Origin of the sequence: Streptomyces sp. NPDC057302 (genome assembly GCF_042667685.1) — a bacterium.
Lineage (GTDB): Bacteria > Actinomycetota > Actinomycetes > Streptomycetales > Streptomycetaceae > Streptomyces.
Genome location: NZ_JBHUZJ010000028.1, coordinates 1 through 17,593 on the forward strand (window position 1 = coordinate 1; position 17,593 = coordinate 17,593).

A 17,593-nucleotide genomic window follows, 5' to 3' on the forward strand; every position below is an offset into this window, starting at 1 on the left:
GCCCGTTCTCACTCGAACGGGCGCCCCCGGGGCCGGTGTTGATCACTCGATCACACCATCGATCCCGAAGAGGGATCCGATGGATCAGAGCTTCGTCCACGCCTCCGTGAGGACCTGGCGCAGGATGCCCTCGATCTCGTCGAAGGTCTCCTGGGTGGAGATCAGCGGCGGGGCGAGCTGGACGACCGGGTCACCACGGTCGTCGGCGCGGCAGTACAGGCCGTTCTCGAAGAGCGCCTTGGAGAGGAAGCCGTACAGGACGCGCTCGGTCTCCTCGTCGTTGAACGTCTCCTTGGTGGCCTTGTCCTTCACGAGCTCGATGCCGTAGAAGAAGCCGTTGCCGCGGACGTCGCCGACGATCGGCAGGTCGTGCAGCTTGCGCAGGGTCTGGTAGAACGCGTCCTCGTTGTCGAGCACGTGCTGGTTGAGACCCTCCTTCTCGAAGATGTCGAGGTTGGCGTTGCCGACCGCGGCCGAGACCGGGTGGCCGCCGAAGGTGTAGCCGTGCAGGAAGGTGTTGTCACCCTTGTAGAACGGCTCGGCGAGCTTGTCCGAGATGATGCAGGCGCCGATCGGGGAGTAGCCCGAGGTCATGCCCTTGGCGCAGGTGATCATGTCCGGGACGTAGTCGAACTTGTCGCAGGCGAACATCGTGCCCAGGCGGCCGAAGGCGCAGATGACCTCGTCCGAGACGAGCAGCACGCCGTACTTGTCGCAGATCTCGCGGACCCGCTGGAAGTACCCGGGCGGCGGCGGGAAGCAGCCGCCCGCGTTCTGTACCGGCTCCAGGAACACGGCGGCGACCGTCTCGGGACCCTCGAAGAGGATCTCCTGCTCGATCTGGTCGGCGGCCCAGCGGCCGAAGGCCACCGGGTCGTCGCCGTGGATCGGGGCGCGGTAGATGTTCGTGTTCGGCACCTTGTGCGCGCCCGGGACGAGCGGCTCGAAGGGGGCCTTGAGCGCGGGCAGACCGGTGATGGACAGGGCGCCCTGCGGGGTGCCGTGATAGGCGACCGCGCGGGAGATGACCTTGTACTTCTGGTGGTTGCCGGTGAGCTTGTGGTACTGCTTCGCCAGCTTCCACGCGGTCTCGACGGCCTCGCCGCCACCGGTGGTGAAGAAGACCTTGTTCAGGTCGCCGGGCGCGTGGTTCGCGAGGCGCTCGGCGAGCTTGACGGCCTGCGGGTGCGCGTAGCTCCAGATGGGGAAGAAGGCCAGGTCCTGCGCCTGCTTGTACGCCGTCTCGGCGAGCTCGTGACGACCGTGGCCCGCGTTGACCACGAACAGGCCGGAGAGGCCGTCCAGGTACTTCTTGCCCTTGTCGTCGTAGATGTAGGTGCCTTCGCCACGCACGATGGTGGGCACGGGTGCGTTCTCGTAGTCCGACATGCGGGTGAAGTGCATCCACAGGTGGTCGTACGCGGTTCGGCTGAGGTCCTTGCTCACGGCTATCGGGTTCCCCACATATAGGTCTGCTTCTTGAGCTTCAGATAGACGAAGCTCTCGGTGGAGCGCACGCCGGGGAGGGCGCGGATGCGCTTGTTGATCACTTCGAGAAGGTGGTCGTCGTCCTCGCAGACGACCTCCACCATCAGGTCGAAGGAGCCCGCGGTCATGACCACGTACTCACACTCGGCCATGGCCGTCAGCGCCTCCGCGACGGGATCCAGGTCGCCCTCGACGTTGATGCCGACCATCGCCTGGCGCCGGAAACCCACGGTGAGCGGGTCCGTGACGGCGACGATCTGCATGACGCCCTGGTCGAGCAGCTTCTGGACGCGTTGGCGCACGGCCGCTTCGGAAAGGCCCACGGCCTTGCCGATGGCGGCGTACGGACGGCGTCCGTCCTCCTGAAGCTGTTCGATGATCGCCAGGGAGACGGCGTCGATGGACGAAGAACCGTTCCCTGGTCGGGAACTGCTGGAATCTGCGCTGCGACTGGCCACGACCCCATGGTGCACAGGACTCGACAGTTCCGCAAGGTCAGATCGATGTAATTCGTTGTCCAGAGCTCCGATCGTCACGGATTTCGCAGTTCTGGGCCCCCCGGTATGTTGAAAGCGTCGGTACACCGACTAGGGTGGGTGTCTCATCCATTGGACATCTGACTGGAGGGCCGGAAGTGACCACCGAGCTGCGCCGTCTGCGTAACTACATCGACGGAGAATTCCGGGACGCCGCCGACGGCCGGACCACCGAGGTGGTCAACCCCGCCAACGGCGAGTCCTACGCCACCGCGCCCCTGTCCGGGCAGGCCGACGTCGACGCCGCCATGGACGCGGCCGCCGCCGCGTTCCCCGCCTGGCGCGACCTGACGCCCGCCGAGCGCCAGAAGGCCCTGCTGAAGATCGCCGACGCCTTCGAGGAGCGCGCCGAGGAGCTCATCGCGGCCGAGGTCGAGAACACGGGCAAGCCGACCGGCCTCACCCGGTCCGAGGAAATCCCGCCCATGGTCGACCAGATCCGCTTCTTCGCGGGCGCGGCCCGGATGCTCGAAGGCCGCGCGGCCGGCGAGTACATGGAGGGTCTGACCTCCATCATCCGCCGCGAGCCGATCGGCGTCTGCGCGCAGGTCGCACCGTGGAACTACCCGATGATGATGGGCGTATGGAAGTTCGCCCCGGCGCTCGCCGCGGGCAACACCGTCGTCCTCAAGCCCTCGGACACCACCCCCGCGTCGACCGTCCTGATGGCCGAGATCATCGGCTCCATCGTCCCCAAGGGCGTCTTCAACGTCGTCTGCGGCGACCGTGACACCGGCCGCGCGATGGTCGAGCACCACACCCCGGCGATGGCCTCCATCACCGGCTCGGTGCGCGCCGGCATGCAGGTCGCCGAGTCCGCATCCAAGGACCTCAAGCGGGTCCACCTGGAGCTGGGCGGCAAGGCGCCGGTCGTCGTCTTCGAGGACGCCGACATCGCCAAGGCCGTCGAGGACATCTCGGTGGCGGGCTTCTTCAACGCGGGCCAGGACTGTACGGCCGCCACGCGTGTGCTCGTCCACGAGTCCATCCACGACGAGTTCGTGACCGCGCTCGCCAAGGCCGCGGCCGACACGAAGACCGGCCAGCCGGACGACGAGGACGTGCTCTTCGGCCCGCTGAACAACGCCAACCAGCTCAAGCAGGTCTCCGGCTTCATCGACCGCCTTCCGGCGCACGCCAAGGTCGAGGCGGGCGGCCGGCGCGTCGGCGAGAAGGGCTTCTTCTACGCCCCGACCGTCGTCTCCGGCCTGAAGCAGGACGACGAGATCATCCAGAACGAGGTCTTCGGCCCGGTCATCACCGTCCAGTCCTTCACGGACGAGGCGCAGGCCGTGTCGTACGCCAACGGCGTCGAGTACGCCCTGGCCTCCTCGGTCTGGACGCAGAACCACGCGCGCGCGATGCGCATGGCCAAGGTCCTGGACTTCGGCTGCGTCTGGATCAACACGCACATCCCGCTGGTCGCGGAGATGCCGCACGGCGGCTTCAAGAAGTCCGGCTACGGCAAGGACCTCTCGGCCTACGGCTTCGACGACTACACGCGCATCAAGCACGTCATGACGTCGATCGAGGGCTAGTCCCCCGGCGGTAAATCGTGTGACGCCGTATCCGCCCCCGCGTACCGTCAGGAACGCGGGGGCGGCTCCGTGGTGTGCTTCCTTCTTTCCTTCTCTGTAAAAGATCCGTAGCGCACCCACTCCCCGCCCCCGCTTTTCTGTACCTACGGGGGTGTGACCTGATGAAGACGACCGACGACATCGCGGGGCTGCTGCTGCTGCGCCGCCGGCAGAGTGTGTACGTTCCCTCCGGCGCCGGACGGACCGCCGAGACCGCCGCGGCCGTGGTCGTCCTGGAAGCCGAACTCGCCGACCGCGGGCACCTGTTGACCGCCCCGCTGCGCCGCGCGCTGACCGCGCTCGCCGTCCCCGACCTCGCGGCGACCGGCATGCAGCTGCTCGCCGACGTCGACGCGCTGATGGGCTCCGACCGTCAGCACGCCCCGCTGTTCCGGCGCTTCCCCGACGAGGTCCCCTACCAGCACGCGTACGACCGCTACACCTCCCTCGTCGTCGCGCACCTCGCCGCCCAGCCCCACCAGCCCTGCATGAACTGCGCGGGCACCAAGGCCCGCGTCCGCGCGCTCGCGCCCTGCGCACACCTCCTGTGCGACGACTGCCACCGCAAGGAGCTGGACTGGGGCTGCTGCGACCTGTGCTGCGAGTGGTACGCCTGCCCCATCTGCGAGAACCGCTACGAGACGGACGGGCCCACCGACCCCTGGATCGACTCCGGCGCCGGGCTCGGCGGCGACGGCGGCGAGATCCTGCGCGCGCTGCGGCTCACCGAGCCCGGCGACACCGCCGCCGAGCTCACCGCCCTGCTCGCCCGCCGCACGCCCCTGAACCCCCAGGACCACGACGACCTGGCGCTGCTCCTGCGGCAGGTGGAGCCCGCCGACGCCGCCGACTGGCTCCCGGCGGACATACCCCTGCGCGAGAGCAAGGCGCTCGCCCTCGCGCCGCTGCTCGACCTGACCGACCTGCCCGACGTGCGCGCGCTCGTGGGGCTGTACGCGGACACCGCCACCGACGTGCTGCGCCTTCTCGTCGTCCGTTCCGGAGGCGACCCCGACCTGCTCGAACTGCCCCGCCTGCGCGGGCTCTCGCGGCCTCTGCGCCGTGAACTCCTCGCCCTGCTCGACGGGTTCGACCTGCGGCGCCTGGCCGAGGACATGGCCCGCCATCCGCGCGCCTGGAAGCGGGTCGGTGAAATCCTGCACCCCTACGAGCAGGCCCACCGGTACGCGCGCGTGGCGCTCGCCTTCGCGGTGCTGCGCGGGACCCGCATCGGTGACGGCGCGCTGTCCGAGGCGCTGCTCGCCGAGGCCGCCCGCCACGAGGACGTCCGTATCGAGGGTGACCGGTTGCGGATCGTCACCTGGCAGGGGCGCGTCGAGGAGGCCATCGGCCGCTGGGACACGACGGCCGCGGCCGGGCTCCTTCGCGAGCGCCCCGGTGAACTCCTGCGCCGCCTGGACCTGTTGCTGGCCCGGTCGGGCTCCGACACCCTGCCGCGGGCGGTGGGCGAGGCGCTCGCGGAGGCCCTGCCCCGCTCCGGACCCGGGCCGCTGCTCGGCGCGTACGGCCGCATGAAGGTGCGTTCCGTGCCGGGGCACCGCCGCGTGTTCTTCCCGCGCGGGCGCGTCACGCAGGCGTACGCGATCGAGGACCACCGGCCGCCGCTGCCGTCCCGGGTGGCGGGGCGTGCCGGGGAGCTGATCGAGGCGGAGGCCGTGCGGCGGCTCGCCGAGGGGGAGGGCGAGCGTTACGACGTGGCCGTCCTGGACGCCTCGCTCACCGACCTGCCGGTGCCGTTCGCCGAGCGCGCGTCGGCGGCGTCGCTGGTCGCGGTGCCGCGTGGCAGCTCGCTGCCCATGCCCGCGGACAGCGAGACCGTGCGGCTCTTCCTGCACTGGCTGCAGCCCAAGGGCGTACGCGTCGACCTCGACCTGTCCGTCGCGCTCTACGACGACCTGTGGCGCTTCGTCGGCGTGTGCGACTACACGCAGCTGACGTACGCGGGCGGCGCCGCCCGGCACTCCGGGGACCTGACCTCGGCGCCCGCCCCGCACGGCGCCACCGAGTACCTGGACCTCGACCTGCCCCGCCTGGCCAACGTGGGGGTGCGCTTCGTCGTGCCCGCGGTCCTCTCGTACAACAACGTGCCCTTCGACGAACTCCCCGACGCCTTCGCGGGGTTCATGGCGGTCGAGGGCAAGGGCCGGGCCACGTACGACCCGCGCACGATCCGGCAGCGCTTCGACCTCGCGGGCGACGCGGCGCTGCGCGTGCCGATGATCGTCGACCTGCGGGCGCGGCAGGCCTGGTGGACCGACGTCACCCTGGCCACCGGCGACGGCAACCACGACGTGTGGCGCTACCGCAAGCAGCTCGGCCGGATGGGGAACGACCTCCTGGACACCTTCACGCCGCGCGGCCGGGCCACCCTGTGGGACCTGGCCTGCTGGACGGCGGCGGCCCGTACGGAAGGACCCGTGTACGTGCGCGGCAAGGGCCACGTCCTGTGGGGATACCGCCGCGCCGACGACGAGCCGCGCGCCGACTTCGCGCTGCGCGTGCGGGACGGCTGGGAGCCGGACGAGCTGCGGGCCGAGGCCGGGCTGGCGGGCCGCCGGGCCCTGCTGGCGCTCCTGCACGGGGAGCTGGAGGGGGCACAGGACGCCGCTTCCGGCACGGTGTACCGCCTCTACCCGGGGCCGGTCGACACCGCCGCGCCGGAGCGGATCACGGCGGGGGACCTGGCGGGGTGGCTGGCGCCCGCGTGAGCCGAGGCGGGTGATCGACAAGGTGTCGCTTCCCGACCGCTCGGCTCGACGCAGCGTCCATTGCCTGTACGTGACACGCAGGCGCATGCTGCCGGGGTGCGAGCGAACCCCAGAGCCTCCTCAGTCTCCCGCCGGTCCCTGCTGCGTGCCATCGGCGGCGGGGCGGCCGTCAGCGCGCTCGCGGGCTGCGGGGTGCCCGCCGCGTACATCGGACCCGGCGAGCGCGCCGCCGGGGACCGCTCCCGGCAGGACAAGTCGCTGACGTTCGCCAACTGGCCGCTGTACATCGACACCGACGACAAGGACTCGACGAAGCGGCCCTCGCTCGACGCCTTCGAGAAGCGGACCGGCATCGACGTCCGCTACACGGAGGAGATCAACGACAACGACGAGTTCTTCGGCAAGATCAGCCCGTCCCTGATGAACCACCAGGAGACCGGCCGCGACCTCATCGTCATCAGCGACTGGATGTGCGCCCGCTTCGTGCGCCTGGGCTGGGTCCAGGAGATGGACCGCACCCGGCAGCCGAACGTCACCAAGTACCTCGACCCGCTGCTGCGTTCGCCGAGCTTCGACCCCGGCCGCAAGAACACGGTGCCCTGGCAGTCCGGCATCACCGGCATCACCGGCATCGCGTACAACAAGCGCAAGCTCGGCCGGGAGATCAAGCACGTGTCCGACCTGTGGTCCGACGACCTCAAGGGCCGGGTCACGCTGCTCTCCGGGCTCGACGAGTCGTTCGCGCTGCTCATGCAGGGCGACGGGGTCGACATCACCCGGTGGAAGGCCGACGACTTCCACCGGGTGTGCGACCGGGTGGAGAAGCTGGTGGCCTCGCAGCACATCCGCCGTTTCACCGGCAACGACTACATCAAGGACCTCTCCAGCGGCGACGTCCTGGCCTGCCAGGCCTACAGCGGCGACGTGATCCAGCTCCAGGCGGACGACCCGGACATCGAGTTCGTCGTCCCCGAGGAGGGCGCCGAGCTCTGGGCCGAGTCCCTGATGATCCCCAACCTGGCCCGCCACAAGCGCAACGCCGAGCGGCTCGTCGACCACTACTACGAGCCGGAGGTGGCCGCGCGGCTGGCCGCCTGGGTCAACTACGTCTGTCCGGTCCCCGCGGCCCGCGACGTCCTCGCCTCGTCCAAGGACAAGGAACTGGCCTCGCTCGCCGAGGACCCGCTGATCTTCCCCGACGACGCGATGCGCAAGCGGCTGGCGATCGCGCGGGACATCACCTCGCGGGAGCGGACGGAGTTCGCGAAGCGCTGGAACGCGATCGCGGGGCTGTAGGGACGCTGCCGGCCAGGAGGGCGCGTCCGCTGGTCAGGAGCGGTTTCGGCGCAGGGCCCGCCAGGCGTCCGCGATTGCTTCCACCGACCGGATCCACCGGCCCACCAGTTTGTCCCGCACCCCCGTCCACGCCCATCGCCACTTGAGCCAGGGCGGCAGCTCGCGGAACGGGACGAAGGTCAGGGTGTCGCCGATGGCGTCTTGGGCGAGGCCCGCGTGCCCTTCCGCGCGCAGCGCCTCGTACAACTCCGGCGTCAGCTCGCCGTTGAGCCGGGCGGCGGCTCCGGCCGCGGTGAACGCGAAGCCTTGCTCCGTCCTGTCCGGCAGGCGCATCGCCTTGACGATGCGGGGCGAGGCCTCGGCCAGGGGGCAGTTGAAGGCCAGTCCGATCGCCGCGGAGCCCATGCGGCGGACCCTGCCGCGCTCATACGCGGCGTCCCATTCGGATGGGGCGTGGAACCGCAGCAGGTTCTCGTCGCCGTCCCAGTCCCATCCGGCGGCCATGGCAACTCTCTTTTCCGTCAGCCCGTCAGCCCGTCAGCCCGTCGGCTTCGTCAGCTCGGTCGGCTTGCGCTCCCTCGCATTGAACACCCAAGAGCCGCCTTGCGTTCCATAGGTAACTGCGACGTGCGGCCGTCCCGTTCGGGTGCCGCGGAAAAGGAACGAACGTGATGCCCAAGCGAACCGGCCTGCTCGCGGCGCTCGCCGCTCTGCCCGCCGCCCTCCTCACCGTGGCCGTGTCGTCCCCGGTGTTCGCGGCGGACACCCCGGCCTACCAGATCGACCTGGCGTCGCTGAACGACTCCGGCTCCTCCGGTACGGCCCTCCTGAGCCTGCGCGGCAACGCGCTGACCGTGTGGATCAAGTCCGAGGGCATGGTGCCCGGACAGCCGTCGGCGCAGCACCTGCACGGATCCACCGACGGGCACGACTTCCAGTGCCCGGACGGCGGTGACGACACCAACGGCGACGGCATCCTCGACAACACCGAGGCCACCGTCCACTACGGAGACATCAACATCTCGCTGACCCTCTCCGGAGGCACTGACGCGGGCAGCGGTCTCGCCGTGGACCGGATGCCGGTGGCCGACGCGCAGGGCAAGGTCTCGTACAAGCGGACCATCACCGTCGGGCAGGACGTGGTGGACCACATCAAGGACCTGCACATCGTGCAGCACGGCATCGACCCCAACGACAACGGCAAGTACGACTTCGAGGGCGCCGGCAAGAGCGAGCTCGACCCGAAGCTTCCCCAGGAGGCCACCGCGCCGACCAACTGCGGCGTGGTCAAGGGCGCGGCGGTCGGGTCCGTCCCCGTGGGCGGGGTCGAGACCGGCAGCGGCGCCACCGCCACCGCCGCCGAGGGCGTGTCCACCAGTGGCGTGATCGGTACGGCGGGGGCGGCGGCATTGACGGCCGCGGGGCTGCTGGTTCTGGCCCGCCGCGGGAGGACGGCGGCCATTCCCGCGGGGGCGAAGGCAGCCCCTACGGTGGTCGCGAAGCCCGGGGACGCCGCGTGAGCCGGGCGGTCCCACGGCTGTGGGCCCGCGTCCGGCACGCCTCCGCCGCCGCGGTCGCGGCCGTCGCGGCGGCGCTGGTGCTCGGCGCCTGCGCGGGTCAGGACGGCACGGCCGCCTCGCCTGCCGCCCCTCGCCAGAGCGCGGCACGAGAAAGCGCGGCGGGGCCCGGCCAGGCCGCCGAGACCCTTGACCGCTCCGTCCCCCAGCGCGTGGCCATCCCCTCCCTGGGCGTCACGAGCGAGCTGGAGGCGCTGGGGCAGAACGGGGAAGGAGCGATGACCACGCCGAAGAACCCGGACCTGGCGGGCTGGTACGAACCCGGCCCCACCCCCGGCTCCCGGGGCCCGGCCGTGATCGCCGGACACGTGACCTGGAACGGCGCGGACGCGGTCTTCAAGGGGCTGAAGACGATGAAGGCCGGAGACACCATCGAGGTCACGCGCGAGGACGGCAGGACGGCCACCTTCACCGTGGACCGTGTCGAGGAGTATCCGAAGAAGAAGTTCCCCACCCTGGAGGTCTACAAGAACATCGACCACGCGGGGCTGCGCCTGATCACCTGCGGCGGCGAGTTCGACGCCGACCGGCACTACTACCCCAACAACGTCACGGTCTTCGCGAGCATGACGGGCGTGGCGTAGGCGGCCAGCGCGATCCGCTCGGCGACCGGGTTCATGTCCTTGCCCTTGGCGTCGGTCGCGGTGACCGAGTAGACGAGGGTCCGTGAACCCTTCTCGGTGGCGGCGATCATGTTGCTGTAGCCGTAGCGGGAGCCGGTCTTGAGCCAGACCACGTGGTCCTCGTCGAGCTCCATCCGCTGGAGCCCCGCGCCGAAGATCGCCTTGGGGACACCCGGTGCCAGCTCGGGCAGGGTGAACATCTCCGTCAACTGGGCCCGTGGCACGACCTCCCCGCCGAACAGCGCCTGCGTGAAGACCTCCAGGTCGGCCGTGGAGGAGATCATGTCGCCCGCCGCGAAGCGGTCGTACTGGTTCCACTCGGTGACGTCGACCAGCCCGGTGCTGCCGTCCGGCTGCTTCACGCTCTGGTAGCCGCGGTTGTGCGGACCGCGGATGCGCAGTTCGGTGCCGGGGAAGTAGGTGTCGCGCATGCGGAGGGGCTTGAAGATCCGCTGCGCGGCCTGATGGGCGTACGAGTCCTTGGTGACCCGCTCGATCAGCATGCCGAGCACGGTGTAGCCGATGTTGCGGTAGTGCTGCTCGTCGCCGGGGTCGTGCTCGGGCCCCTTGGCGATGGCCGAGGCGACGACCTGGCGGTAGTCCAACGTGTCGTAGCGGTGCGCGAGTTCGTCGTCGAAGCCGTCGCCCGACTGCAGGCCGCTCGTGTAGTTGAGGAGGCTGCGCACGGGGATGGGCTCGAACTTCCCCTTGGGGAAGAGGTCCGGCATGTAGTGCTGCACCGGCTCGTCGAGGTCCAGTTCACCCTCGGCGGCCAGTTGCAGCGCCACCGCCGCTGTCACGATCTTGGTCGTCGACCCGGCGCGGAATCTCCCGTGCGGGTCGGCCTTCCGCCCCGTCACCAGGTCGTGTACGCCGGAACTGCCGCGCCAGGTCCCCGCCGTGCCGCCGACGCGGACGAGGGCGGAGGTCGCGTCGGCGTCCGGGAGCCCCTCGATCGCCTTGCGCAGGGCCTTGCCGTTGGGCGCGGAGTCCTGGGTGGAACCCTGGGCGGGAGCCGTCGTGGCCGGGGCGTGGGTGCGGGCCTGCGCGAGGGCGGGGGCGGTCGCCGCGCCGGTGAGGCCGATGACCAGGGCGGCGGCGATGGCGGTACGGGTGCGGAAGGGCACGGCGTGACTCCAGGGTGGGCTGCGGTGTGGTGCTTCCCATCCTGGTGACCGGCGGTGCGGGGTGGATCCTCACTGGGGAGGGCGGGGGAGCAGTGCTCCCTGAGGGGACAACACCCATACGTCTCAGGGGTGTTGGCGGTGTGCCCCCTAGGGGGCGTCGGCCCATGCCCTCCCGTCCCGGACGACGTCACCTCGCCATGAGCAGGATGACGAGGACGATGCCGACCAGAAGAGCGATGGTCAGCATGCGGCCGACGGGGTGCCGCGGATTGAGACGGTGGCCGCGGTAACCCCGCTCGTCGCGCTCGTACACGAAGAGCGGCTCTTCCCGGTTGTGGTCGTCACTGTTCCCCATGGACCACAAGCTAGTTGAGGGAGCGCGCGGCTACGAGAGTGCGCCGTCGGACTGCGTGCGCAGCGCGTGCAGCGTGTCGACGCGGTTGGTCGTGATCGAATCGACGCCGATGTCGAGGAGGCCGCGCATCGAGCGCTTCGTGTCCGGGGTCCAGGCCGAGACGAGCAGCCCCTGGCGCTGCACCTGGACGACCAGGTCGCGCCGGAGCAGCGAGAAGCGGTAGTTGAGCCAGCGGGGCTTGATCGCGTCGAGCACGGCACGGCGCGGCGGGGCCAGGGTCGTCCAGGTCAGGGCGATCTCGGCGGCGGGATCCACCGCGCGCACCGCCAGCATCGTCCGGGCGCCCGCGCAGTAGTACGCACGCTCCGCGGCGCCGCAGTCGGCGATGGTGCCGACGACCGCGCGCACGGAGCGAGGTGTCGCGTCCGGAAGATCCACCATGAGCCGGTGGCCTTCGGTCGCCGCGATCGCTTCCTCCAGCGTGGGTACGCCGTCCTCGGTGAGGCCGCGCACCTCGTCCGCGGAGAGCGCGGACAGCGGGCGGTCGAGGTCCCACAGACGCTTCAGGGTCGCGTCGTGCAGCAGGACGGGGACTCCGTCACGGCTGAGGCGGACGTCGATCTCCACCGCGTCCGCCCCCCGGTCCAGCGCCGAGCGCAGGGAGGGGAGGGTGTTCTCGCGGACGCGGTAGGGATCGCCTCGGTGGGCCACGGCTGTCACGGTGCGCATGGGCCCATTGTGGTGCCGACCTAGGGGGCGAGCCACGTCTGTGTGTACGTGTCGATCTCCGCCGTGAGCTTCGCCTTGCCCGCCGGGTCGAGGAACGACGCGTCGACGGCGTTCTTCGCCAGGGCGGCGATGCCGCGCTCGTCGAGGTCGAGGAGGCGGGCGGCGACCGCGTACTCGTTGTTGAGGTCGGTGCCGAACATGGGCGGGTCGTCGGAGTTGACGGTGACCTGGACCCCCGCGGCGACGAACTGCTTGATGGGGTGCTCGTCGAGGGTGGCGACGGCGCGGGTCGCGATGTTCGACGTCGGGCAGACCTCGAGCGGGATGCGGTGCTCGGCGAGGTGCGCGAGGAGCTCGGGGTCCTGGGCGGCGCTGGTGCCGTGGCCGATGCGCTCGGCGCGCAGGTCGGTCAGGGCGTCCCAGATGGTGCCGGGCCCGGTGGTCTCGCCCGCGTGCGGGACGGAGTGCAGGCCGGCCGCGAGCGCGCGGTCGAAGTACGGCTTGAACTGCGGACGCGGCACGCCGACCTCGGGCCCGCCGAGCCCGAAGGAGACCAGGCCCTCGGGGCGCAGCTTGTCGGTGGTCGCGAGCCGGACCGTCTCCTCGGCGGCTTCGAGCCCCGCCTCGCCCGGGATGTCGAAGCACCAGCGCAGAACGACACCGAGCTCGTCCTCGGCCGCCTTGCGGGCGTCCTCTATGGCGTCCATGAAGGCGCGGTCGTCGATGCCGCGGCGCACGGAACTGTAGGGGGTGACGGTCAGCTCGGCGTAGCGGATGTTCTGCCGGGCCATGTCGCGGGCGACTTCGTACGTGAGCAGGCGTACGTCGTCCGCGGTGCGGACCAGGTCCACGACCGAGAGGTACACCTGGACGAAGTGGGCGAAGTCCGTGAACGTGAAGAAGTCGGCAAGGGCCTCCACGTCCGTGGGCACCTTGGAGTCGGGGTGGCGGGCGGAGAGGGCCGAGACGATGCGGGGGGACGCCGAGCCGACGTGGTGCACGTGCAGTTCTGCCTTGGGCAGTCCGGCGATGAAGGCATGCGGGTCGCGTGGCTCACTGGTGTTGCGCGGATCGGTCACGGTTTCCTCCCCAGGAACGGAATTGATCGGCTGATCGGTGGGTCGGGGATCATCGTAAGTGGCGTGCCTCGGGTGCGTGCCTTCGGTCGGGGGCGCTGGCCGTAGCATGACGGAACGTACGAAAGAGGTGACGCGGGATGTCCGAGGGATCGGAGGCGCCGGGCGGGTCCGAGGCCGAGGGGCGGGACCCCTGGGCTCCGCCGCGGGACGAGGGGCCGCGGGTGCCGCTGGAGAAGCGGGATCCTTGGGCGGCGCCGGGCGCCGGGCCTTACGCGCCACCTCCGGCCCAGCCCCAGCCTGCGTCCCCGTATCAGCCTCCGTCCCCGCACCAGCCTCAGGGCGAGGAGCCGGTGCCGCCGCCTCCGGTCGGGCCCGAGGGGCCTGGGCAGGTGCCCTACGGGTACCCCGGGTTTCCGGGAGGCCACCCGGGCGCCGGTGGGCACGGGCCGCAGGGCGGACCGCAGGGCTACCCCGGTTATCCCGGCTACCCGGGCTACCAGGGGCAGGGCCCGCCCGCGTACGGCTGGCCCGCGATGCCGATGGCGCCCGCCAACGGGATGGGCGTGACCGCCCTCGTCCTCGGGATCATCGCGGCCGCCGGCTTCTGCCTGTGGCCCCTGGCGATCGTGCTCGGCATCCTCGCGATCATCTTCGGGTCGATCGGACGCGGCAGGGCGAAGCGCGGCGAGGCGACGAATTCCGGGCAGGCGCTGGCCGGGATCATCTGCGGCGCCGCGGGCATCGTCCTGGGCGTGGCCCTGCTGGTGGTCCTGATCGTGGTCCCGGACGACGTGTTCGAGGAGGAGGGGGCCGCGGACGACGGCAGCAGCTACTCGACCACCGTGGCCGTTGACTCCTGACCGGAGAGCCGCCGCAGCCGCTCCCGTGCCTCCATCAGCGCGAAGCCCAGCAGATTCGGCCCCCGCCACTTCTGTGGGTCCTGGGCCCGCTCGTCGTCGGCCGCCAGGCCTATGCCCCAGACGCGGTCCATCGGGCTCGCCTCGACGAGCACCCGCGACCCCGTGCCGACCAGGAACGAGCGCAGGGACTGGGTCGACGCGAACTTGTGGACGCTGCCCTCGACCACGATGGCGAACCGCTCCCGCTCCCATATCGCCCCGTCGAAGCCCCGCACCAGGCGTCCCGCCTTCTTCGCCTCCGCGGGCGTACGCGCGGTGAGGGCGGCGGTCTCGGCCTCCGGGTCGGCGAAGAGGCGGGCCTTGGCGGCCATCATCCAGTGCTCCGCCGTCCCGTACTCCACACCGTCCACGGTGAACGGCGACAGCCACCACTGGCTCAGGCAGCTGGAACCGAGCGTCCCGTCCCGCCGCGGCCGGTGGCCCCAGAAGTGCAGATACTCCACCTGCTCGCCCGAGCGCACCGCCGTGACCAGCGCATCCACCGAGTCGATCTTCGTCATGCACGCGAGTCTGGCACGCACCACTGACATTCCGTCCTGGGTTTTCCAGGAAGACTCGACACCTGGTCGACAGATTCCGTCGCGTAACCAAAAGGCAACAACGGAATCACTTGTTGGAGTACCACTGCTCTGTCAGGATCGGCACTCAAATCGATCTGGAGCTACGCCGACCCCCTGGGACGGGGACGACGGCGGAGGAGAGCGTCATGCACAACTTCCAGGCGCAGGACCACTTCGCGGACGGCGCGCAGTACATCGCGGGACGGCTGACCAAGGGCACATCGGGGCGCTCCCACGCCGTCGTCGACCCGGCCACCGGCGCCGAGGTCCACCGCTACGAACTCGCGGGCGAGAAGGACGTCGACGCCGCCGTGGCCGCCGCCGCGCACGCCTTCCCCGAGTGGGCGGGCGCGACCCCGGGCGAGCGCTCCGACGCCATGCACCGCTTCGCCGGCGTACTGGCCGAGCGCGCCGAGGAGTTCGCGCAGGCCGAGTCGCTCCAGTGCGGCAAGCCCATCAAGCTCAGCCGGGAGTTCGACGTCCCCGGCACCGTCGACAACGCCGCCTTCTTCGCGGGCGCCGCCCGGCACCTCCAGGGCCAGTCGGCCGGTGAGTACTCCGGCGACCACACCTCGTACGTACGGCGTGAGCCCATCGGTGTCGTCGGCTCCATCGCCCCCTGGAACTACCCCCTCCAGATGGCCGCCTGGAAGGTGCTCCCCGCCATCGCCGCGGGCAACACCATCGTCCTCAAGCCCGCCGAGCTCACCCCCTTCACCTCGCTGCTCTTCGCGCAGGCGGCCACCGAGGCGGGCATCCCGGACGGCGTCGTCAACATCGTCAGCGGGGCCGGGCGTGACGCGGGGGAGCGGCTCGTGGGCCACCCCGACGTCGCCATGACGTCCTTCACCGGGTCCACCGGCGTCGGCAAGCGCGTCGCCGAGATCGCCACCGCCACCGTGAAGCGGCTGCACCTGGAGCTCGGCGGCAAGGCGCCGTTCGTCGTCTTCGACGACGCCGACCTGGACGCCGCCGTGCACGGCGCGGTCGCGGGCGCACTCATCAACACCGGGCAGGACTGCACGGCCGCCACGCGCGCGTACGTCCAACGTCCGCTGTACAAGGCCTTCGTGGACGGCGTCGCCGCGCTCATGGAGACCGTCCGCCTCGGTGATCCCTTCGCGGACGACACCGACCTGGGCCCGCTCATCTCGCACGTCCACCGCGACCGCGTCGCCGGTTTCGTCGACCGGGCACGCTCCTACGCGCGCGTGGTCACCGGCGGAGAGGCCCTAGACCACCCCGGCGCCTTCTACAAGCCCACCCTCATCGCCGACGCCGCGCAGGACAGCGAGATCGTGCAGTCCGAGGTCTTCGGCCCCGTCCTCGTCGTGCTGCCCTTCGACTCCGACGACGAGGGCATCAGGCTCGCGAACGACACTCCGTACGGGCTTGCCGCCTCCGCCTGGAGCCGCGACGTGTTCCGCGCCAACCGTGCGACGCGCGAGATCAAGGCGGGCTGCGTGTGGGTCAACGACCACATCCCGATCCTCAGCGACATGCCGCACGGCGGATACAAGGCATCCGGCTACGGAAAGGACATGTCCGCCTACTCCTTCGAGGAGTACACCCAGATCAAGCACGTCATGTTCGACAACACCGCGGTCGTCCGCAAGGACTGGCACCGCACGATCTTCGGGGACCGATAGCCGACAGCTGGAAGGCCGTCCGACCAGCGGCCGCCCATCCTCCCGAAAGGGCAACCAAGCGCATGGAGCAGTACGAGCCCGACCGCCTCTCCCCGGCCCAACTGGCCGCCATGCACCGCAGCTTCAGGAACGGCAGGGCCGCCCTCACCCGCCGCTCCCTGCTGCGCGCCTCCGCGAGCGGCGCGTTCGCCGTCGGCGGTCTCGGCGCCCTCAGCGCCTGCGGGATCCCGGCAGCGAGCAAGAGCCAGGGCGAGGTCTCCTCCGACGACCACTCGGCCGACGAGAAGCAGATCAACTTCTCCAACTGGACCGAGTACATGGACGTCGACGACGACGAGCGCCGCCCCACCCTGGACGCGTTCACCGAACGCACCGGGATCAAGGTCAAGTACACCGAGGACATCAACGACAACGTCGAGTTCTTCGGGAAGATCAAGCCGCAGCTCGCGGCGGGCCAGGAGACCGGGCGCGACCTCATCTGCGTCACGGACTGGCTCGCGTCCCGGCTCATCCGCTTCGGCTGGGTGCAGAAACTCGACCCGGCCAACCTGCCGCACGCGTACACCAATCTGGCCACCCAGTTCCGCAACCCGGACTGGGACCCGGGGCGCGCCTACTCGTATCCCTGGACCGGCATCTCCACCGTCATCGCGTACAACAAGAAGGCGACCGACGGCGAAGAGATCACCTCCGTCTCGCAGCTCCTGGACAACCCCAAGCTCAAGGGGCGCGTCGGCTTCCTCTCCGAGATGCGCGACAGCGTCGGCATGACGCTCATCGACATGGGCAAGGACCCCTCGAAGTTCACCGACGACGACTTCGACGCGGCCATCGCCCGCCTGCAGAAGGCCGTCGACAAGAAGCAGATCCGCCGCTTCACGGGCAACGACTACACGTCGGACCTCGACAAGGGCGACCTCGCCGCCTGCCTCGGCTGGGCCGGCGACATCGTCCAGCTCCAGGCCGACAACCCCGACATCGCCTTCCACGTCCCGGACCAGGGCTACATCACGTCCACGGACAACCTGCTCGTCCCGAACAAGGCACGCCACAAGCGCAACGCCGAGCGGCTCATCGACTACTACTACGAGCCGAAGCCCGCCGCGCGTCTGGCCGCGTACATCAACTACGTCTGTCCCGTGGACGGTGTGCGCCCCGAGCTCGCGAAGCTCGACAAGAAGGCCGCGGCGAACCCGCTGATCCTCCCGGACAAGGAGATGGCGGCGAAGTCCCACGGGTTCCGCTCCCTGACGCCGAAGGAAGAGACGGCGTACGAGGAGAAGTTCGCCAAGCTGACCGGTTCCTGATCCCTGATCCCTCACCCTCTCCTGTCGACTCCCTCGGCCCC

16 protein-coding genes are annotated in these 17,593 nt (G+C 70.4%); 8 read left to right on the forward strand and 8 right to left on the reverse strand.

The features are described 5' to 3' along the window. Positions 1 to 84: 84 nt before the first annotated feature. Together ACFUPX_RS20595 and ACFUPX_RS20600 are read right to left on the reverse strand one after the other, a co-directional pair. Positions 85 to 1,464, reverse strand: coding sequence for an aspartate aminotransferase family protein (locus ACFUPX_RS20595; protein ID WP_383324206.1), 1,380 nt, complete (start codon positions 1,462 to 1,464; stop codon positions 85 to 87). Continuing rightward, positions 1,449 to 1,961, reverse strand: a complete 513-nt coding sequence (locus ACFUPX_RS20600) for an Lrp/AsnC family transcriptional regulator (RefSeq protein ID WP_383324209.1) — start codon at positions 1,959 to 1,961, stop codon at positions 1,449 to 1,451. Before ACFUPX_RS20600 ends, ACFUPX_RS20595 begins: the two co-directional genes overlap by 16 nt. A 161-nt stretch (positions 1,962 to 2,122) precedes the next feature. On the opposite strand from ACFUPX_RS20600, the gene ACFUPX_RS20605 reads away from it, so the two are divergent. The 3 genes from ACFUPX_RS20605 to ACFUPX_RS20615 all read left to right on the forward strand — a co-directional run bounded on the left by ACFUPX_RS20605 (position 2,123) and on the right by ACFUPX_RS20615 (position 7,626). Then, positions 2,123 to 3,562, forward strand: a complete 1,440-nt coding sequence (locus ACFUPX_RS20605) for a gamma-aminobutyraldehyde dehydrogenase (protein ID WP_383324212.1) — start codon at positions 2,123 to 2,125, stop codon at positions 3,560 to 3,562. Positions 3,563 to 3,723: 161 nt separating this feature from the next. Beyond that, positions 3,724 to 6,330, forward strand: coding sequence for an MXAN_6230/SCO0854 family RING domain-containing protein (locus ACFUPX_RS20610; protein ID WP_383324215.1), 2,607 nt, complete (start codon positions 3,724 to 3,726; stop codon positions 6,328 to 6,330). A 96-nt stretch (positions 6,331 to 6,426) separates the two neighbouring features. Continuing rightward, positions 6,427 to 7,626 (forward strand): PotD/PotF family extracellular solute-binding protein, encoded by a 1,200-nt coding sequence (locus ACFUPX_RS20615; protein WP_383324218.1) that lies wholly within the window; start codon positions 6,427 to 6,429, stop codon positions 7,624 to 7,626. A 33-nt stretch (positions 7,627 to 7,659) separates the two neighbouring features. On the opposite strand, the gene ACFUPX_RS20620 is transcribed toward ACFUPX_RS20615, so the two are convergent. Further along, the gene (locus ACFUPX_RS20620) at positions 7,660 to 8,130 is read right to left on the reverse strand and encodes a hypothetical protein (protein WP_383324221.1); all 471 of its coding nucleotides are present in this window, start codon (positions 8,128 to 8,130) and stop codon (positions 7,660 to 7,662) included. 164 nt (positions 8,131 to 8,294) lie between these two features. On the opposite strand from ACFUPX_RS20620, the gene ACFUPX_RS20625 reads away from it, so the two are divergent. Both ACFUPX_RS20625 and ACFUPX_RS20630 read left to right on the forward strand, forming a co-directional pair. Further along, positions 8,295 to 9,146, forward strand: coding sequence for a hypothetical protein (locus tag ACFUPX_RS20625; protein ID WP_383324224.1), 852 nt, complete (start codon positions 8,295 to 8,297; stop codon positions 9,144 to 9,146). After that, on the forward strand, positions 9,143 to 9,787 hold the full coding sequence (locus tag ACFUPX_RS20630; RefSeq protein ID WP_383324227.1) for a class F sortase: 645 nt from the start codon (positions 9,143 to 9,145) through the stop codon (positions 9,785 to 9,787). The genes ACFUPX_RS20625 and ACFUPX_RS20630 overlap by 4 nt, the downstream gene beginning before the upstream one ends. Here the strand turns inward: ACFUPX_RS20630 and ACFUPX_RS20635 are convergent. The 4 genes from ACFUPX_RS20635 to ACFUPX_RS20650 form a co-directional block, all read right to left on the reverse strand. Then, positions 9,739 to 10,953: a serine hydrolase domain-containing protein gene (locus ACFUPX_RS20635; protein ID WP_383324230.1), complete on the reverse strand. Its 1,215-nt coding sequence runs from the start codon at positions 10,951 to 10,953 to the stop codon at positions 9,739 to 9,741. The genes ACFUPX_RS20630 and ACFUPX_RS20635 overlap by 49 nt on opposite strands. A gap of 187 nt (positions 10,954 to 11,140) precedes the next feature. Continuing rightward, positions 11,141 to 11,308, reverse strand: a complete 168-nt coding sequence (locus ACFUPX_RS20640) for a hypothetical protein (protein WP_383324233.1) — start codon at positions 11,306 to 11,308, stop codon at positions 11,141 to 11,143. 30 nt (positions 11,309 to 11,338) lie between these two features. After that, complete coding sequence (locus ACFUPX_RS20645; protein ID WP_383324236.1) at positions 11,339 to 12,037, reverse strand: glycerophosphodiester phosphodiesterase; 699 nt, start codon at positions 12,035 to 12,037, stop codon at positions 11,339 to 11,341. A 20-nt stretch (positions 12,038 to 12,057) separates the two neighbouring features. Then, positions 12,058 to 13,116 carry an adenosine deaminase gene (locus ACFUPX_RS20650; RefSeq protein ID WP_383324239.1) on the reverse strand — a complete coding sequence of 353 codons (1,059 nt, stop codon included), beginning with the start codon at positions 13,114 to 13,116 and terminating at the stop codon, positions 12,058 to 12,060. A 137-nt stretch (positions 13,117 to 13,253) separates the two neighbouring features. Between ACFUPX_RS20650 and ACFUPX_RS20655 the strand changes: the two genes are divergently transcribed. Continuing rightward, on the forward strand, positions 13,254 to 13,976 hold the full coding sequence (locus ACFUPX_RS20655; protein ID WP_383324241.1) for a DUF4190 domain-containing protein: 723 nt from the start codon (positions 13,254 to 13,256) through the stop codon (positions 13,974 to 13,976). On the opposite strand, the gene ACFUPX_RS20660 is transcribed toward ACFUPX_RS20655, so the two are convergent. Further along, positions 13,946 to 14,566, reverse strand: a complete 621-nt coding sequence (locus tag ACFUPX_RS20660) for an NADAR family protein (protein WP_383324244.1) — start codon at positions 14,564 to 14,566, stop codon at positions 13,946 to 13,948. The genes ACFUPX_RS20655 and ACFUPX_RS20660 overlap by 31 nt on opposite strands. Positions 14,567 to 14,742: 176 nt before the next feature. On the opposite strand from ACFUPX_RS20660, the gene ACFUPX_RS20665 reads away from it, so the two are divergent. Then, entirely contained in the window at positions 14,743 to 16,245 is a 1,503-nt protein-coding gene (locus ACFUPX_RS20665) for a gamma-aminobutyraldehyde dehydrogenase (protein WP_383324247.1), read from the forward strand. A gap of 62 nt (positions 16,246 to 16,307) precedes the next feature. Next, a complete protein-coding gene (locus ACFUPX_RS20670) occupies positions 16,308 to 17,552 on the forward strand; it encodes a PotD/PotF family extracellular solute-binding protein (protein ID WP_383324250.1) in 1,245 nt (414 codons plus the stop codon). Positions 17,553 to 17,593 lie beyond the last annotated feature (41 nt).

Bases quoted from the DNA above. Each gene is read 5' to 3' on its own strand.
- ACFUPX_RS20610 (WP_383324215.1), top strand. From the start codon at position 3,724: ATGAAGACGACCGACGACATCGCGGGGCTGCTGCTGCTGCGCCGCCGG.
- ACFUPX_RS20620 (WP_383324221.1), bottom strand. From the start codon at position 8,130: ATGGCCGCCGGATGGGACTGGGACGGCGACGAGAACCTGCTGCGGTTC.
- ACFUPX_RS20640 (WP_383324233.1), bottom strand. From the start codon at position 11,308: ATGGGGAACAGTGACGACCACAACCGGGAAGAGCCGCTCTTCGTGTAC.
- ACFUPX_RS20645 (WP_383324236.1), bottom strand. From the start codon at position 12,037: ATGCGCACCGTGACAGCCGTGGCCCACCGAGGCGATCCCTACCGCGTC.
- ACFUPX_RS20655 (WP_383324241.1), top strand. From the start codon at position 13,254: ATGTCCGAGGGATCGGAGGCGCCGGGCGGGTCCGAGGCCGAGGGGCGG.
- ACFUPX_RS20660 (WP_383324244.1), bottom strand. From the start codon at position 14,566: ATGTCAGTGGTGCGTGCCAGACTCGCGTGCATGACGAAGATCGACTCG.
- ACFUPX_RS20665 (WP_383324247.1), top strand. From the start codon at position 14,743: ATGCACAACTTCCAGGCGCAGGACCACTTCGCGGACGGCGCGCAGTAC.
- ACFUPX_RS20670 (WP_383324250.1), top strand. From the start codon at position 16,308: ATGGAGCAGTACGAGCCCGACCGCCTCTCCCCGGCCCAACTGGCCGCC.